This is a genomic window from Vibrio sp. Y58_MX_L22 (assembly GCF_024181865.1).
GTDB classification, from domain to species: domain Bacteria; phylum Pseudomonadota; class Gammaproteobacteria; order Enterobacterales; family Vibrionaceae; genus Vibrio; species Vibrio alginolyticus.
Window position 1 is genome coordinate 38484 of sequence record NZ_JAMZAN010000001.1, and the last position, 19050, is coordinate 57533.

Here is a 19050-nt window from a genome sequence, read left to right on the forward strand (position 1 = left end):
AATATGAACTTAGAACAATACCAAAGACTAACCAAACAAGCTGTTGCTCTAATTGAGTCTGAACCAGACTTTATTGCGAACCTAGCAAACTTGAGCTCATTGCTTTTCATGGAACTTGACGATCTTAACTGGGCAGGCTTTTACCTAACAAAAGGTGAAGAGCTTGTTCTTGGTCCGTTCCAAGGAAAACCAGCTTGTGTTCGTATCCCAATGGGTCGAGGCGTCTGCGGTACTGCTGCACAAACTAATACTATACAAAGAGTATACGACGTTCACGAATTTGAGGGGCATATTGCGTGCGATGCAGCGAGCAATTCAGAAATTGTGATTCCATTTTCTATTAATGGAAAGGTGGTTGGTGTACTTGATATTGATAGTCCAAGTATTGGCCGATTTAATGAAACAGACGAAGAAGGTCTCACTCATTTCATGGTTGAAGTAGAAAAGCTGCTTAATTCACACGCGAACGACGCATAAATTAGCCTTCGAGTGTGGTTTTTCCTTGGCATGTCACTATAATACGAGAATATTTTTTCTTAATGCTCGCGGAAATCCGCTCAAATCAGGACCCCTCATGACTGAAAAGTTAAAAAACAGCAAAGAAGTTATTGCATATATTGCTGAATGTTTTCCTAAGTGCTTTACTTTAGAAGGTGAAGCAAAACCTCTGAAAATTGGTATTTTTCAAGATCTTGCGGAACGTCTAAATGAAGACGAAAAAGTAAGCAAAACACAGCTTCGTGCAGCGTTAAGACAGTACACTTCATCATGGCGTTACCTACACGGTGTAAAACCAGGTGCAGTACGTGTAGACCTAGATGGCAACCCTTGTGGTGAGCTAGAAGAAGAGCACGTTGAACACGCGAAAGCGACACTTGCAGAAAGCAAGGCGAAAGTTCAGGCTCGTCGTAAAGAACAAGCACAAAAAGCTCGTGAAGAGGGTAAGGCGAAAGCGAAACCTGCGGCTAAAAAGCCTCAACAGCCTCGTCGTACTAATAAACCAAAAGTACAAAAACCAACTAAGCCTGTAGAAACGCGCGCTCTAAATGCTGATGAAATCACAGTAGGTAACGCAGTTAACGTGAACATGGGCAAAGGAAACATGGCAGCGACCATTGTTGAAATCAATAAGGATGATGTACGTGTTCAACTTGCTAACGGCCTACAAATGGTTGTGAAAGCGGAGCACTTGCGCGCATAAAGGAGATACTCCTACGCATGAATTGCCGTTCAAAAGTGACCCTGATTGCTGCTAGCTTATGGCTAGCAGCATCAGCTCAGGCTCTTGAAGCCAAACTACATAAAGATGACCTGCCGGTTCTTTCTCCTGAAGTTCAGCATGAAACAGCTAGCAAACGAGTCACCTCGCGATTTACCCGCTCTCATTATAAGCACTTCAGCCTCAATGATGATTTCTCTAAAGCGATCTTTGAACGCTATGTAGAGTTGCTTGATTACAATAGAAATATTTTCACTCAAGCAGACATCGACTCATTTAAAAACTGGTCAGTCGAGCTTGATGATCAGCTTAAATCGGGCAACAACCAAATTGCTTTTGATGTTTACAACCTCTCAATGCAGAAGCGTTTCGATCGTTTTGCTTATGCGTTAACTCTACTCGATGAAGAGATCAAGTTTGATACCGATGACGAGATAGAGTTAGACCGCTCTGAGGCCGCATGGCCAAAAGACGAAGCAGAGCTCAACGAGTTGTGGCGCAAGCGTGTGAAATATGACGCGTTAAATCTGAAACTGACTGGCAAAGAGTGGCCAGAGATTAAAGAAGTTTTAGAGAAGCGTTATAACAACGCGATGAAGCGCATCACACAGACCAACAATGAAGACGCATTTCAGTTGTATATGAATGCCTTCGCGCGACAGGTTGACCCTCATACAAGCTACCTTTCTCCACGTAATGCCGAGCAATTCCAATCGGAAATGAACCTTTCTCTAGAAGGCATCGGTGCCGTTTTGCAAATGACAGACGATTACACAGTAATTCGTTCACTTGTTGTTGGCGGTCCGGCGTCGAAGAGTAAGCAACTTGGTGAAGGGGACCGAATCACTGGTGTTGGACAAGACGGTGAAGAAATTGTCGACGTGATCGGTTGGCGTCTGGATGATGTTGTTCAGTTAATCAAAGGCCCGAAAGGCACAAAGGTTAATCTACAGATCTTGCCAGAAGGTAACGATGCGAAGAGTTACATTGTCACAATTGTTCGTGACAAAGTTCGCTTAGAAGATCGTGCGGTTAAGTCAGAAATCATCGAAAAAGACGGTAAGAAGATTGGTATTTTAGAAGTACCAAGTTTCTACGTCGGCTTATCGAAAGACACCGATAAATTACTAGCTGAGTTGAAAACCAAAAACGTTGACGGCGTAATCGTTGATCTACGTAACAATGGTGGTGGTGCGCTAACAGAAGCGACGGCATTGACAGGTTTATTCATTAAAGAAGGTCCTGTAGTTCAAGTTCGTGACAGCTATGGCCGCATCAAGGTGAATGCCGATACCGATGGAAAAGTGAGTTATGATGGCCCATTGACGGTATTGATTAACCGCTACAGTGCTTCAGCATCTGAAATTTTTGCAGCGGCAATGCAAGATTATAATCGTGCAATCATCTTAGGTGAAAACTCTTTCGGTAAAGGTACAGTTCAGCAACATCGTTCACTGAATCATATTTACGATCTTTTCGATAAAGAGCTAGGTTATGTTCAGTACACGATTCAGAAGTTTTATCGTATTGACGGTGGAAGTACGCAAAATCGTGGTGTTGCACCAGATATTTCGTACCCAACGCCAATCGAGGCTTCTGAAACAGGTGAAAGTGTTGAAGACAATGCTTTACCTTGGGATCAGATTGATAAAGCACAATATCAAACGTTTCCAAGTAACGACGCCTTAGTTGAAAAACTTACTGCTCTTCATAACAAGCGTATTTCTGATGAGATGGAGTTCCGCTTTATCAATGAAGACATCGAGAAATATCGTAAAGAAAAAGACGATAATACTTTGTCTTTGAACGAAAAAGTTCGTAAAGCTGAATCGGATAAAGCGGAAGCACTTCGATTACAACGCATAAATGAACGTCAAGCTGCTTTGGGTAAAAAAGCATTCAAAACATTGGATGATATACCAAAAGACTACGAGGCTCCTGATGTTTATTTAGATGAGTCTGTCGCGATTATGGTCGATCTACTTAAGCAGGAAAATCAGTCATAATAACTGGCAATTTAGAATAAAAAGAGTGAGTCTTTCAGATTCACTCTTTTTTTATGCCTTTTTGTCTTCCGCTGTCTCGATATCGAGCAAGATATTCGCTTATTTTCCCCCAATAATTTACGTGATCTACATCTAAAATTTCGCGAAAGTGAGGACTACTGGCTAAGCTAAAAGAAAACGATAAGGATGCCGATATGAAGTGGTTCTTTATTTTACTTAGCTTTTGCTGCTTTAGTGTGTTTGGTGGAGAAAACACCAGAGAAGATGAATTAAGTCACTTTGACACGCCGTTTCTCATCGGAGACTGGTATTTAATGAACCCAAACCCCGAAGAGTCAGCTGAAAACTTTCGTGCGATCAAACTCTCATTAGGTTCTGACTACAGCTTTTCTATTGATATTCAAAAGAAAGACTATTCCGTTGACCATTGGGAAGGGCTGTATAACGCAAATGAAGACACCATCGTTCTTGGTTTAAACACCGACGAGCCTCAAATTTATGCCTATCGCAACAACCATAATACGCTTGATCTTAATGGTGTAACATTCACTAAGGGATTATCCAATTCACTTGCAGGTATTTGGTCTAGCTCTCACGTATCTGGCGACGGTCTAGTGGCCAACAACATTAATCAGATGGATTTGATAATTCAACCTGATTTCGTGTTCATGTTTAGGGTTTCGAACGAAGAAGGGGATGAGTCCATCAAACAAGGTGTGTTTTACACAGAAGATGAGTTTTTGGTTTTGTTGTATGAAAATGGCGAGCATGGAACCACGTATAAGCTCAACAAGAATGAGCTAACGATCGAAGATTCCAATGGTGATATGTACGCCGTACTCAATAGAGTTACGCCATGATGCCTTTAACATGCGCCAAATTACGCGTGCGTACGGTAAGTCATTAATGTTGTTTAAATGTTAATCAAAAAACGGAGCTAGAGCACTAAAAGCTCCGTTTTTTGATGGAAAGACTTGTATTCTGATACCACAACCCCTACAAATAGCTTATATAGTGATACCAGAACTGCATTTTTGATCATGCAGTCTGGTATTTTTGTTGTTCGACATACAAGGATTTATGCTCATGTCTCAAGCTCCCAAGGCCAAATATCGTAAAGATTATAAAGAGCCATCTCATGCGATTACTGATATCGATCTAACGTTTGATCTATATGACAATGACACAATCGTTACGGCGGTATCAAAAGTTGCTCAAAAAGGCGATACAACAACGCTAGAACTCGATGGCGAAGGGCTTGAGCTACGCGCTGTAAAAGTAAATGGTGAGGATTGGGCTCATCACGAGGTGAAGGAGTCATCGCTGGTACTGACCGATCTTCCATCCGAGTTTGAACTTGAAATCGTCACCAAAATTGATCCTGAAGCGAATACAGCACTCGAAGGTTTGTACAAATCAGGCGGCGCATTTTGTACTCAGTGTGAGGCTGAGGGCTTTCGCCGTATCACGTACTATCTAGACCGTCCGGATGTTCTAGCAAAATACACAACAAAAGTGATCGCAGATAAAGCGGTTTATCCATATTTGCTGAGCAATGGTAACCGAATTGCAGAAGGCGATGCAGAGAACGGTCGTCATTGGGTTCAATGGCAGGATCCGCATCCAAAACCAGCTTACTTGTTCGCCCTTGTTGCAGGCGACTTTGATGTATTGCGTGACAAATATACAACGATGTCAGGTCGCAGTGTTGATTTAGAAATCTTTGTTGATAAAGGTAACTTAGATCGTGCAGGCCATGCGATGACATCGCTGATCAACTCGATGAAGTGGGATGAGGAACGCTTTGGCCTAGAATACGATCTGGATATTTACATGATCGTTGCTGTTGATTTCTTCAACATGGGTGCAATGGAAAACAAAGGCTTGAACATTTTTAACTCAAAATATGTGCTGGCGAACGATCAAACTGCGACAGATCGTGACTATTTAGGTATCGAAGCTGTGATCGGTCATGAGTACTTCCACAACTGGACTGGCAACCGTGTCACTTGTCGTGACTGGTTCCAACTAAGTCTAAAAGAAGGCTTAACCGTATTCCGTGACCAAGAATTCTCTTCTGACTTAGGTTCTCGTGCTGATAACCGTATTGATAACGTACGTATTATTCGTGGTCCTCAATTTGCGGAAGATGCAAGCCCAATGTCTCACCCGATTCGTCCTGACAAAGTCATTGAGATGAATAACTTCTACACGCTAACGGTCTATGAAAAGGGCAGCGAAGTTATTCGTATGTACCATACACTCCTTGGCGAAGAGGGCTTCCAAAAAGGAATGAAACTTTATTTTGAACGTCACGATGGTACCGCCGCGACGTGTGAAGACTTTGTTTCTGCAATGGAAGATGCCACCGGTGTTGATTTAAAACAGTTCCGTCTGTGGTACAGCCAATCAGGTACACCAACGCTGCGCGTAAATAGCGAATACAACGCTGATGCAAAAACTTACGCACTAACGGTAGAGCAATTTACGGAGCCGACGCAAGACCAAGCAGAAAAACAAGCGCTGCATATCCCGTTCGATATCGAGTTGTATGATTCGAAAGGTCAAGTTATCCCACTGATGAGTAACGGTGAATTTGTTCATAACGTGCTGGATATTAAACAAGATAAGCAAACGTTCGTATTTGAAAATGTCGAAGAACAGCCAGTGCCATCTTTGTTGCGTGAATTCTCGGCACCAGTCAAATTAGAATACGATTACAGCGATGACGAGTTAGTCTTCTTGATGAAGCATGCAACGAACGATTTTGCTCGATGGGACGCTAGCCAAATGCTATTGGCTAAATACATTCGTCAGAATGTGAAAAACGTTCAAGCGGGACAAGAAGTATCGCTTTCTGAAGGTGTGATAGATGCTTTCCGCGGTGTGCTGTTGGATGAAACGCTTGAGCCAGCTTTCATTGCTCAAGTTTTCTCTATGCCTTCAATCAATGAGATTACTGGTTGGTACCAACAAATTGATATCGATGCCGTAGACAAAGTGCTAAACAGCATTACAGTGTCACTTTCTAAGGAATTAGAAGATGAGCTAAGTGCGACTTATCACACGCTTAAGCAAACAGAGTATACGATCGACCATGCTGCTATTGGCAAGCGTGCTTTACGTAACCGTTGCCTACAATACCTAGCACATACGGCAAAAGGTAATGATTTAGTCAACGCACAATACGCATCTGCAAATAACATGACAGATACGATTGCTGCGATGAGTGCTGCAAATAACGCTCAGCTCGAGTGTCGTGAAGCACTTATGGCTGATTACAGCGATAAATGGAAGCACGATGGTTTGGTTATGGATAAGTGGTTTGCACTGCAAGGTAGCAATCCTGCAGAGGATGCTCTTGAAAAAGTAAAAGCAACCATGAACCACGAAGCATTTAGTTTGAAAAATCCGAACCGTACGCGCAGCTTAATTGGCTCGTTCTTAAGTGCGAACCCTGTACGTTTCCATGATAAATCCGGTGTAGGTTACCAGTTTGCCGGTGAAATTCTTCGCCAACTAAATGATTCGAACCCACAAGTAGCTTCTCGAATGATTGATCCTTTGCTTAAGTTCCGTAAATACGATGAAGCTCGCCAAGCAATGATTCGTGCAGAACTTGAAAAGCTCAAAGCAATGGATAATCTTGCTAAAGATCTATTCGAAAAAGTGACTAAAGCACTAGACGAATAGTAAACAACACAATAGGGTGGTCATTAAGGCCACCTTATTTGTTTATGTCACTTAGTTTTCACTTCATGAACTATTACTACTTCAATCTCAACATTTCATATCAAACGTTTTTATCTCATTATTCTGGTGCGGCAAGTGTTGTTCAAGTTGTCACACACAACGGTTTGCGTTTGCAGTTACCCGCCGCGAGATTTAGACCATTTCTTAGTCAATTGGGCGTTAGAGGCCAGTTTAGACTAACAACTGACCAAAATAATAAGTTTCTTAAGTTAGAAACTCTGTGATGTATTGTATTTGCAGAGAGTTAAATAGGAATCTTAGTCACAGAATCGGACATTTCACCTCTTACCACTACGATTAGTTGTTAAACATTTGTAATTATGCTTTTACAATGGGCACATGCATTACCTATGCTTAGTTTCTAAGGTAACAACCTAGCTACTAAGTCCCCCTACAAAACAACAATTCTAATGTGGAGTGTGAATATGACCGCGCGTGAAAATGTAGTGCCGGTTCTGCTTGAAAAGGTTTACCAACTGATTCAAGACAAACTCGAGCTTTCTCACCAAACGCTTGTAACTAAACTTGCTCAACACTTATTCAGTAACATTGCTGATGATGATCTAATTCAGCGAAACGAATCCGACCTTTATGGTGCTGTCGTTAGCCTTTGGCACCATATCAATGAAAAAAAACCAGAAGAGATTTCGGTTCGAGTATTTAACCCGACCGTAAGTCGTCAAGGCTGGCAATCCACACACACAATCGTAGAAATTGTTGTTCCAGATAGTCCATTCTTAGTGGACTCAGTCAAAATGGCTTTAGCACGTTTGGATCTTGTTTGTCACCTAATGTTGAATAACCCAACACAGATTCAGCGTGATAAAAAAGGCCAAGTTACAGACGTAAACGGTGAGGGTGGTGTTCTTCAATCACTTTTCCACATAGAGGTAGACCGCCTTACTAGTAAAGACGAGATGCAAGCGCTTAAAGAAGAGCTGTTAAGAATTCTATCTGATACTCGCTTAGTCGTTGATGACTGGAAGCAGATGGTTGATAAGCTTAAGTTTGTTACTGATGAACTTGAGAAAAATAAAGATCGTGTTTCTATCCAAACTGATCGTATGGATGAAACGATCGCATTTCTTCGTTGGCTAGAAGATCATAACTTTACCTTTATGGGTTATAAAGATTATGACTTAAAAGAGGTCAATGGTGATACCGAACTTGTTCCTGCTAAAGAAAAAGGACTAGGTCTGTTTGCTGATGACAAGCGCGTGCGTAGCGTCAAGCTCTCTGAATTATCAGATTCAGCGCGATTAGAAGCGAAAAAACCATACGCTCTGATCATCACCAAAGGTAACAAAGCATCTCGTATCCACCGTCCAGCTTATACTGATTACATCGGTATTAAGAAGTTTGATGAAAACGGTAAAGTAATAGGTGAGCATCGCTTTACTGGTTTATATACCTCCGCCGTTTACAACCAAGCGGTACAAAGTATTCCTTTGATCCGTGAAAAAGTTGACCGTATCCTTGAAGCAAGTGGATACCGTCACGGATCATACTCATACAAAGCATTGCACAATATCTTAGAAAACTACCCACGCGACGAGTTGCTTCAAGCTAATGAAGAAGAGCTGCTTGAGGTGGGAATGGGTGTTGTACAAATGCAAGATCGTGACTTGCTGCGTTTGTTTGTTCGTAAAGACCCATTTGGTCGTTTCTTCAGTTGCATGGTTTATGTCACTAAAGATCGTTACAACACAGAATTGCGTCGTCAAACTCAACGCATTCTTAAGCAGTACTTTGGTTGCGAGCAAGAGGTTGAATTTACAACGTACTTCTCAGAAAGCCCACTAGCGAGAACACATTACATTGTTCGTGTAGACAATAACAACATTGACGTAGACGTGAAAAAGATCGAGCAAAATCTAATGGAAGTTTCTACCTCTTGGGATGACAGACTAAAAGAATCCATCATTGCTAACTTTGGTGAAAGTAAAGGCCTTCCTCTTTCAAAAGAATATATGAGTGCGTTCCCTCGCTCATACAAAGAGGACATGATGCCAGGTTCTGCGGTTGCAGATATCGAGCGCTTAGAAGCGTTAAGTGATGATAATAAACTTGGTATGTTGTTCTACCGACCTCAAGAAGAGGGTGCAGATTCCAAAGCTGTCCGCTTAAAGTTATATCATCGCGATGAACCAATTCACCTTTCTGACGTAATGCCGATGTTGGAAAACCTTGGTTTGCGTGTGATTGGCGAATCGCCATATGAGATCGAGAAAAACAACGGTCAGACTTTCTGGATCCTTGACTTCTCTATGCTGCATAAGAGCGAGAAAACCGTTGACCTTCGTGAAGCTCGTGATCGTTTCCAACAAGCATTTGCTGCCATTTGGGCGGGTAATCTTGAAAGTGATGGTTTCAACCGATTGTTATTAGGTGCGTCTTTATCTGGCCGTGAGATTTCCATTCTTCGCGCTTACGCACGATACATGCGCCAAGTCGGCTTCCCATTCAGTCAGCAGTACATCGAAGACACGCTAAGCCACTACCCAGACTTAGCGACAGGTCTAGTCAAGCTGTTCACCAAGCGATTTGATCCGAAACACAAAGGCAGCGAGAAAGGCCAAAACGATCTAATTAAAAAGCTAACAGAGCAGTTGGATCGTGTAGAGAGCTTGGATGATGATCGTATTATTCGTCGTTATATTGAAATGATCATGGCGACGCTTCGTACCAACTACTACCAAGTAGACGAGAATAAGCAGCCTAAGCCTTGGTTATCTTTGAAAATGAAGCCAAGCGATATTCCTGAGATTCCGCAGCCTGTACCTGCATTCGAGATCTTTGTTTACGCACCAGATATTGAAGGTGTTCACCTTCGTGGTGGAAAAGTGGCTCGTGGTGGTTTGCGTTGGTCAGATCGTCAAGAAGACTTCCGTACGGAGATTCTTGGCTTAGTAAAAGCGCAACAGGTTAAGAACACTGTAATTGTACCAGTTGGTGCAAAAGGCGGCTTCGTTTGTAAACGCCAGCCATCTCTCACCACTCGTGATGAAATTTTTGCGGAAGGTCAGCGTTGTTACAAACGCTTTATCCGTGCACTGCTAGATGTGTCAGATAACATCATTGAAGGAGAGGTGGTACCACCACAAAACGTTGTTCGTCACGATGAAGATGACCCATATCTAGTAGTGGCTGCCGATAAAGGCACAGCAACCTTCTCAGATTTGGCAAACTCTGTTTCTGCAGAATACAACTTCTGGCTAGGTGACGCATTCGCTTCAGGTGGTTCAAACGGTTACGATCACAAAGCAATGGGTATCACCGCAAAAGGTGGTTGGGAATCTGTTAAACGTCACTTCCGTGAAATGGGCATCAACTGTCAGACCACTGATTTTACTGCAATCGGTGTAGGTGATATGGCAGGTGACGTGTTCGGTAACGGTATGCTGTTATCGAAGCATATTCGATTGCAAGCTGCGTTTAACCACATGCATATCTTTATTGATCCAAATCCAGATTCAGCCAGCAGCTGGGAAGAGCGTAACCGCTTGTTTAATCTGCCAAGATCAAGCTGGGAAGATTACAACAAAGACTTGATCTCTCAAGGTGGTGGCATCTTCTCTCGTCGATCAAAATCGATCCAGTTGACGCCAGAAATTCAGAAAATGTTAGGTACGAAGAAAGCATCTTTAGCGCCTAACGATCTGATAAAGATGATCTTGAAAATGAAAGTCGATCTTCTTTGGAATGGTGGTATCGGCACTTACGTTAAATCATCGACAGAAACTCATACAGATGTTGGTGACCGTGCTAACGACATGCTGCGCATTGACGGCCGTGACTTAAGAGCCAAAGTGGTTGGCGAAGGTGGTAACCTGGGTATGACTCAGCTTGGTCGTATCGAATACGCACTAACTGGCGGTCGAGTGAACACGGACTTCGTTGATAACGTAGGTGGCGTTGACTGTTCGGATAATGAAGTCAACATCAAGATCTTCCTCAATGGACTGGTTTCAAATGGCGATCTTACGGTTAAGCAACGTAACCAAATTCTAGAGTCTATGGAAGACGAAGTGGGTGAAATTGTCTTGGATGATGCTTACCGTCAGTCGGAGTCGATCTCTGTTACTGAACAGCAAGGTGTTGGCATTGTTAAGGAGCAAATTCGATTCATCCACACTATGGAGAAAGCAGGGTACTTGGATCGTGCTCTCGAATACATCCCTGATGATGAAACGCTAATCGAGCGTGAAAAACAGGGACTAGGTCTGACTCGCCCTGAGCTATCAGTGTTAGTTGCCTACGGTAAAATGGTACTTAAACAGCAACTTGTTACGGATGAAATCGCAAATGATGAATTCCATGCAAAACAACTTGTTGAATATTTCCCAAGTGCGTTACGACGTAACTATAAAGATCAAATGGTTAATCACCCACTGCGAGCTGAAATTATCGCTACAGCATTGGCTAACCAGATGGTTAATGAAATGGGCTGTAACTTCGTTACTCGTTTGCAAGAAGAAACTGGTGCAAGTGTTGTCGATATTGCCAACGCTTACAGTGCAGCTAGAGAAATCTTTGATTTAGAAGCAATCCTCAAGCAAACTCGCAAACTTGATAACGTTGCGACAGCGCAAGCTCAATACGAAATTATGTTTTACGTGCGCCGAGCACTGCGTCGAATTGCACGCTGGTTGCTTCGTAACCGTAGCGGCAAATGCACGGTCGGTGAGTTGATTGCTATCTACAAGCAAGATGTCAATGTTATCACTGAAACCCTAGACACTATGTTAGTTGAGTCTGAAGTTGAAGAACACAATGACTTGGCTCAAGGTTGGATAGAGAAAGGGGTTGAAGAGAAACTCGCTCACCAAGTTGCCCGCTTATCAAGCTTACAATCTGCACTGGATATTTCATCAGTAGCAAGTGAAACAGGTAAAACGGTTGAGCAAGCATCGAAACTCTACTTTAACTTGGGTGACCGTTTATCGTTGCATTGGTTCTTGAAGCAAATTAATAGCCAAGCCGTTGATAACAACTGGCAAGCACTTGCAAGAGCGGCATTCCGTGAAGATCTGGACTGGCAACAACGTCAACTTACCGCTCAGGTACTGACTTGTGGCTGCTCAACCGAAGAGCTTGACGTGATGGCTGCGTTAGAAGATTGGATTGAAACTAACGAGCAATCGTTGCACCGCTGGGAGAGTATCTTAAACGAGTTCAAAGTTGGCTCAGTACACGAATTTGCTAAGTTCTCTGTAGCACTTCGAGAGCTAGTACTTTTAAACCTCAACTGCTCATCGAAAGAGTAGTGGAATAATCAAGTCATAAGTAAAAGCCTCGTTATTTAACGGGGCTTTTTATTATCTATTATTCACATTTGGAACGAAAATAGTTACATTGTCACATTGAATTGAAATTAAAACAGAGTGAAATCGATTGCTTTTAAGCGGTTAGTTACGATTTTTATCGCAGAAACTTGATTGTAATTGTTTGTTTTATATTTAAAAATCTTATAAAGATATAGGTTTTTACTTATTACGTTCATTTTCATTGAATTACGATGAAAAACGGTAAATAATATTGTCCCGTTTATACGGGGCTTTTTTCTTTCGGAGGCACAATGCTTTACCGTCTAGCCAGAACTGGCTTTTTCCAACTCGATGCCGAGAAGGCACATGATCTTGCAATCAAGAACTTCCAACGCTTTAACGGCACACCACTTGATCTCTTTTACCGCCAACAGTTACCAACTCGTCCAGTTGAGTGTATGGGTCTAACATTCCGTAACCCTGTTGGTCTTGCGGCTGGTTTAGATAAAAACGGCGAATGTATTGAAGCATTTGATGCCATGGGCTTTGGCTTTGTCGAAGTCGGCACTGTAACGCCACGACCACAACCAGGTAATGATAAACCACGCTTATTCCGTTTAGTGGAAGCAGAAGGGATCATCAACCGCATGGGCTTTAATAACCTAGGCGTTGATAATTTGATCGAGAATGTTAAACGAGCAAAATTCAATTGTGTTCTCGGAATTAATATCGGTAAAAATAAAGATACGCCAATTGAGAAAGGGGCAGAGGACTACCTGATTTGTATGGAAAAAGTGTATGAGTATGCTGGCTATATTGCAGTAAACATCTCATCGCCAAACACTCCAGGTCTTCGTTCACTTCAATATGGTGAAGCGCTTGATGAACTGCTTTCCGAATTAAAAGCGAAACAAGCGGAGTTATCAGAGAAGTACAACAAGTATGTCCCGTTAGCATTAAAGATTGCGCCAGATTTAAGTGACGATGAAATCTGCCAAATCTGCGATTCTTTATTGAAAAACAATATAGATGGTGTGATCGCGACTAACACAACTTTGGATCGCACGATCGTAGAAGGGATGAGACACGCCAATGAGGCAGGTGGCTTGAGTGGTCGCCCTGTGCAATCACGCTCTACGGAGGTCGTACGTAAGCTTCATGAAGAGCTTGGAGACAAACTTCCAATTATCGGTGTTGGTGGTGTAGATTCCTATGTTGCAGCCAAAGAAAAGATCATGGCAGGCGCTAAACTTGTTCAAGTCTACACTGGCTTTATTTACCACGGCCCAGGTCTCGTACGTGATATTGTTAAGAATCTTTAACATATACATCAAAAACTACTGAAAAATCAGTACCTGTTACATAAAAAAGAGGACTTTGTTTCCTCTTTTTTTTTATCCGTTCGTTTGTAGAATTTAAAAATCACGAGTAGGTAATTAAGCGTCTTACCTCTTTACCACTGATTTAACTAGTCAAGAGAGAACGGAATAATGCTTAAACCCAGCGACAAATGGAATTGGTATTTTGACGAGCAAAAAGCTTGCTTAATGCTGGATCTGGGGGAGGAAATGATTTTCCAAACCAATCTATCCCGAAAATTGTTGGTTAACTGTGCCTTCTCAAACAGTGAATTTACCGTTGATGACGCCAGCGCATTTCAAACGTTTAATGAGCGCATTCGCTGTCTCGATATCAGTGAATATCGCCAAGCTGAATTAACACTGTATTGTGTTGCTGCAAAGCGTTTTCATAAACCTGTACAGCCTAAGAGCTGGTTCTTCGATGCACAGTCCTCTGATTATGAACCTCAAGAAGGGGACATGGTCTTTCTCACAAATCAATATTCTGATGGTATGTTCATCGTTCTAGAACCAGGCGAAACATCGAGCTTATGTGCTTATGTTAACCAAGAAGCCTTTGTTCTTGATGGCAATAAGGCGCTTCAATTTGGGCAGCCGATTAAAGTAATGCATGATCGCATGGCTTGTGCAAACCACCTCTTTGCAATGACCCCTATGGCAATGGTGGGTTAAAGCTGTTTAATTTTTCTTTATTTCGTTCCTTTGTTTGCCTTAATCGACCTTATTGGGTCGATTTTTTTTGTCCTTTCCTCTGACACTCCAATCCGAAAGACCATGAAACTGTTTGTTTTCTATGCATGCAAACATGAAGCTGGTCACTTTTATTTTACTTATTTCAATTTGATTACTCCTTTAATTAGGCAACCTAGCGCCTAAAACAACCCTATTTATTCCCCTATAAAGGGTATTTGTAAGTAATTTACATCAACCAATCCAGACTGGTATATACCAAAATGCATGTAAATAAGTATTCACTTCTTCTAAAGGAAACAAAATACGTTCATGAATGAAAAACATTCAAACTAAAGATGTTGAAAGTTTTAGATCATTTGAGTGGTGATGATTTGAACTAACGGGTGGGAAAATACCTTTAAAAACGAGGCATTGATCGTAAAGTCAGGTATAATTGAAGCCATTTTTTATCAGCGAAAGAACACTATGAATCAATATCTCGCGGTAACTTCAAATGGCATGGAAAATTTGCTTGTTGAAGAACTGACTAAACTAGGCATTGAAAATGCGAAACCAGTACAGGCAGGCGTAAAATTTAAAGCGACAAACGAACAGGTTTATCGCTGTTGTTTGTGGAGCCGTTTAGCGTCTCGATTTGTACGTGTTTTATCTGAGTTCACGTGTAACAACGACATGGACTTGTATCTATCCACTTCCACTATTAACTGGGTTAACCAATTTCATAGCTCTAAACGCTTTGTTGTGGACTTTAACGGCACAAACCGTGAGATTAGAAATAGCCAATACGGAGCTATGAAGGTCAAAGATGGCATCGTAGATTGCTTTGAGAACAAAGGCTTGCCACGTCCTAATATCAGCAAAGAACGCCCAGATATTCGTATTCACGTTCGTTTGCATAAAGATAAAGCGTTGCTTGGGGTAGACATGGTAGGTAGTGGTCTTCATCAGCGTGGTTATCGACCAGAATCGGGTCGTGCGCCATTACGTGAAACGCTTGCTTCTGCGATTATCATGCGTTGTGGCTGGGATGGGCATCAACCATTACTCGATCCAATGTGTGGTTCTGGTACTTTGCTTATTGAAGCGGCAATGATGGCAGCCAACATGGCACCTGGCGTTAAGCGCAAACAATGGGGCTTCGAAGTTTTGGAAGACTTTGAACCGGAGACCTGGGCTGAGATTAAATCAGAGGCTAATGTTCAAGCTAGACGAGGTGTCAAGAAAGTTGACGCTAAGTTTTTTGGATTCGATAACGACCCCAAAGTATTAAAAGTCGCTCAAGAAAACGCCCGCAGAGCAGGTGTTGAAGAGTTGATTGAGTTTGCGCAAGGTGATGCTGCAACTATTACTCGTCCCGCAGGATTTGAACACGGTGTTATCGTTTCAAACCCACCTTACGGTGAGCGTCTAGGAACTGAGCCGGGGCTGATTGCGCTCTATACCGCGTTCGGTGGACAGCTAAAATCTGAGTTTGGCGGATGTAAAGCATCTATCTTCTCTAGCTCAGACGAGCTCTTGAGTTGCCTTCGTATGCGCGCTGATAAACAGTTTAAATTGAACAATGGTGCGTTACCGTGTCACCAAAAGAACTACAGCATTGCCGAGCGCAGCGCTGATGAAGTGAAAGGTGCAGATACTAACGTTCAAATCGCACCAGACTTCTCAAACCGTTTGAAGAAAAACATTGGCAAGATTGGCAAGTGGGCGCGTAAAGAGAAACTAGACTGCTATCGTATCTACGATGCAGACCTTCCAGAATACAACGTAGCGATCGACGTGTACGGCGATCAAATTGTGATTCAAGAGTACGCAGCACCTAAGAACATCCCTGAAGAAAAAGCCAAGCGTCGTCTAACGGACATTATCCGTGCGACGATTCAGGTGACCGGTGTCGAAGCGAACAAAGTTGTACTGAAAGTTCGTGAGAAGCAGAAAGGTCGAAGCCAGTACCAAAAATTAGGTCAGGTATCAGAGACGCTCGAAGTAAACGAGTACGGTGTGAAGCTGATCGTGAACCTTCATGACTACCTAGACACAGGCCTGTTCTTGGATCATAAGATCACTCGTCGTCGTCTTGGTGAAATGGCACAGGGTAAAGATTTCCTTAACTTGTTTGCTTACACTGGTAGTGCAACAGTGCACGCTGCAGTTGGTGGTGCGCGTTCCACTACAACTGTCGATATGTCAAACACCTACTTGAACTGGGCGAAAGACAATATGCAGCTTAATGGCTGTGTAGGGCGCCAACATAAATATGAACAAGCGGACTGTTTGCAATGGCTAGAAAACGCAAAAGGTGAGTACGACTTGATCTTTATTGACCCACCTACGTTCTCTAACTCTAAGCGTATGGAAACATCATTCGATGTACAACGTGACCACATTAAGCTAATGAAGAACCTCAAACGTTTACTGAGAAGTGAAGGCACAATCGTATTTTCAAATAACAAACGTCATTTCAAGATGGATGAAGAATCACTCGCTGAATTGGGTTTGAAGGCTCAGAATATTTCTTCTCAAACGTTACCATTAGATTTTGCGCGTAATAAACAGATTCATAACTGTTGGCTAGTAACACACGCGTAGTACAAACAAAAGGATTAATACGTGCTGATATTGTATAGCACGGAGGGATGCCATCTTTGTGAGATGGCATTTGCTCTAGTAGACCAAGTCGGTTTGGCCGAGCAAACAGATATCATCGATATTGCGTTCGATGATGTACTATTTTCTCGTTACGGCGTCACAATACCCGTATTAAAATATCAAGATTCTGAGTTGAACTGGCCGTTTGACTTAGAACAACTCACACATTGGTTGGATAATAATGGCATTACTTACCATTCATAACGCACAACTTGCATTTGGTGACCACCCATTGCTAGACAAAGCGGAGTTCGCTCTTCAAGAGAACGAACGCGTTTGTTTAGTTGGTCGTAACGGAGCAGGTAAGTCCACGTTAATGAAAGTGCTTGCCGGCGACATTTTGTTGGATGATGGCAAGATTCAAATAACTCAAGACGTAGTAGTTTCTCGGCTTGAACAAGATCCACCGCGCAATCAAGAGGGTACGGTTTACGAATACGTATCTGGCGGTTTGGCTGAAATCGGCGAACAATTGAAGATCTATCACGATCTTCTCGATCTTGTTGCTCAAGACCCAAGTGAGAAGAACATTAACCGTTTGGCGAAAGTTCAAGAGCAACTTGATCATTCTAATGCTTGGCGCTTTGATGACCGTGTTAAGAACGTACTTGGCGCTTTAAAACTAAGCCCAGAAACCAAACTGACCGATCTATCCGGTGGCTGGCAACGTAAAGCTGCTTTAGCTCGTGCGCTGGTTTGTGATCCTGATGTATTGCTTCTTGATGAACCAACAAACCATCTCGATGTGACAACGATCGAATGGTTAGAGAACTTCTTAAAAGACTTCAAAGGCTCGATCATCTTTATTTCTCACGACCGTGCATTCATCAAGTCGATGGCGACACGCATCGTTGACTTAGATCGCGGTCAATTAGCTTCTTTCCCTGGTAATTACGAACAGTATTTGAATGACAAAGAAGAAATGCTTCGCGTCGAAGAAATGCAAAATGCTGAGTTCGATAAGAAACTAGCTCAGGAAGAAGTGTGGATTCGTCAAGGCATTAAAGCACGTCGTACTCGTAATGAAGGCCGTGTTCGAGCCCTTAAAAAACTTCGTGAAGAGCGTCGTGACCGCCGTGAAGTTCAAGGTAAAGTTAACCTAAATATCGATGATGCTTCTCGTTCAGGTAAGATTGTATTTGAAGCAGAAAATGTATCTTTTGCTTACGAAGGCAAGACAATTGTCGACGACTTTAGCTTTAACATCATGCGTGGTGACCGTATTGCACTTATCGGACCAAATGGCTGCGGTAAGAGTACGGTACTTAAATTGCTACTAGGGCAATTGGAAGCGCAGTCTGGTCGTTTACACTGCGGAACAAAATTAGAAGTCGCGTACTTTGATCAGTACCGAGAGATTTTGGATCCAGAAAAGACAGTGATCGATAACTTAGCGGATGGGAAACAAGAAGTAATGGTTGGGGGACGTCAGCGTCATGCGCTGAGTTATCTTCAAGACTTCTTATTTGCACCTAAGCGCGCCAGAACCCCGGTTAAGGCACTTTCCGGTGGTGAGAAAAACCGATTATTGCTAGCCCGTATCTTGTTGAAACCAAACAACTTACTTATTCTTGATGAACCAACTAACGATTTGGATATCGAAACGTTGGAACTTTTAGAAGAAATGCTTGCCAATTATCAGGGTACATTATTGTTAGTGAGTCACGACCGTGAGTTCGTAGACAACACAGTAACAACCAGCTGGATTTTTGAGGGTAACGGTATAATCGAAGAGTTCGTTGGTGGTTATCATGATGCTAAACAGCAGCGTGACCAAGTTCTTGCTTCGCGCAGCCAGGTTGAAAAAGCAACGAAGAAAGAGAAAGTGGTTGAGGAAACTCCCAAAACTACGCAACCTAAGAACAATTCGAAGAAGTTATCGTATAAGCTGCAAAGAGAATTAGAGGCTCTACCAGCTAAACTTGAACAATTAGAGTCGGATATCGAGAGCCTTCAGGAGCAAGTGAACGATCCAGAGTTCTTTGCTAAACCTGTAGAGCAAACTCAGCCGGTATTGGAACAGCTTGCTGCACTAGAGCAGGAGTTGGAAATCGCATTCGAGAGATGGGAAGAACTCGAAGCAATGCAACAGGATAGTTAAGAAT

12 protein-coding genes are annotated in these 19050 nt (G+C 42.5%); all 12 read left to right on the forward strand.

The window, feature by feature from the left end; genetic code table 11:
* The first annotated feature begins 3 nt into the window (after positions 1-3).
* The 12 genes from NL626_RS00125 (at position 4) to NL626_RS00180 (ending at position 19046) form a co-directional block, all read left to right on the forward strand.
* Positions 4-477, forward strand: coding sequence for a GAF domain-containing protein (locus NL626_RS00125; protein WP_005377433.1), 474 nt, complete (start codon positions 4-6; stop codon positions 475-477).
* A gap of 97 nt (positions 478-574) precedes the next feature.
* Positions 575-1201: an RNA chaperone ProQ gene (gene proQ / locus NL626_RS00130; RefSeq protein ID WP_005377435.1), complete on the forward strand. Its 627-nt coding sequence runs from the start codon at positions 575-577 to the stop codon at positions 1199-1201.
* A 17-nt stretch (positions 1202-1218) separates the two neighbouring features.
* Positions 1219-3225, forward strand: a complete 2007-nt coding sequence (gene prc, locus NL626_RS00135) for a carboxy terminal-processing peptidase (RefSeq protein ID WP_033905323.1) — start codon at positions 1219-1221, stop codon at positions 3223-3225.
* A gap of 194 nt (positions 3226-3419) precedes the next feature.
* Positions 3420-4085, forward strand: a complete 666-nt coding sequence (locus NL626_RS00140) for a hypothetical protein (protein WP_253656870.1) — start codon at positions 3420-3422, stop codon at positions 4083-4085.
* A gap of 226 nt (positions 4086-4311) precedes the next feature.
* Positions 4312-6918, forward strand: a complete 2607-nt coding sequence (gene pepN / locus NL626_RS00145) for an aminopeptidase N (RefSeq protein ID WP_253656871.1) — start codon at positions 4312-4314, stop codon at positions 6916-6918.
* Positions 6919-6983: 65 nt separating this feature from the next.
* Positions 6984-7202: a DUF2835 domain-containing protein gene (locus tag NL626_RS00150; RefSeq protein WP_005377440.1), complete on the forward strand. Its 219-nt coding sequence runs from the start codon at positions 6984-6986 to the stop codon at positions 7200-7202.
* A gap of 201 nt (positions 7203-7403) precedes the next feature.
* Positions 7404-12245, forward strand: a complete 4842-nt coding sequence (locus tag NL626_RS00155) for an NAD-glutamate dehydrogenase (protein ID WP_062730584.1) — start codon at positions 7404-7406, stop codon at positions 12243-12245.
* Positions 12246-12556: 311 nt separating this feature from the next.
* Positions 12557-13567: a quinone-dependent dihydroorotate dehydrogenase gene (gene pyrD, locus NL626_RS00160; protein WP_005377443.1), complete on the forward strand. Its 1011-nt coding sequence runs from the start codon at positions 12557-12559 to the stop codon at positions 13565-13567.
* A 168-nt stretch (positions 13568-13735) separates the two neighbouring features.
* Positions 13736-14278 carry a cell division protein ZapC gene (locus tag NL626_RS00165; RefSeq protein WP_005377444.1) on the forward strand — a complete coding sequence of 181 codons (543 nt, stop codon included), beginning with the start codon at positions 13736-13738 and terminating at the stop codon, positions 14276-14278.
* 486 nt (positions 14279-14764) lie between these two features.
* Entirely contained in the window at positions 14765-16885 is a 2121-nt protein-coding gene (rlmKL, locus tag NL626_RS00170; protein ID WP_053350765.1) for a bifunctional 23S rRNA (guanine(2069)-N(7))-methyltransferase RlmK/23S rRNA (guanine(2445)-N(2))-methyltransferase RlmL, read from the forward strand.
* Between the two features lie 21 nt (positions 16886-16906).
* Positions 16907-17149 carry a glutaredoxin family protein gene (locus NL626_RS00175; RefSeq protein WP_017821808.1) on the forward strand — a complete coding sequence of 81 codons (243 nt, stop codon included), beginning with the start codon at positions 16907-16909 and terminating at the stop codon, positions 17147-17149.
* The gene (locus NL626_RS00180) at positions 17127-19046 is read left to right on the forward strand and encodes an ABC transporter ATP-binding protein (protein ID WP_253656872.1); all 1920 of its coding nucleotides are present in this window, start codon (positions 17127-17129) and stop codon (positions 19044-19046) included. The genes NL626_RS00175 and NL626_RS00180 overlap by 23 nt, the downstream gene beginning before the upstream one ends.
* The last annotated feature ends 4 nt before the right edge of the window (positions 19047-19050 follow it).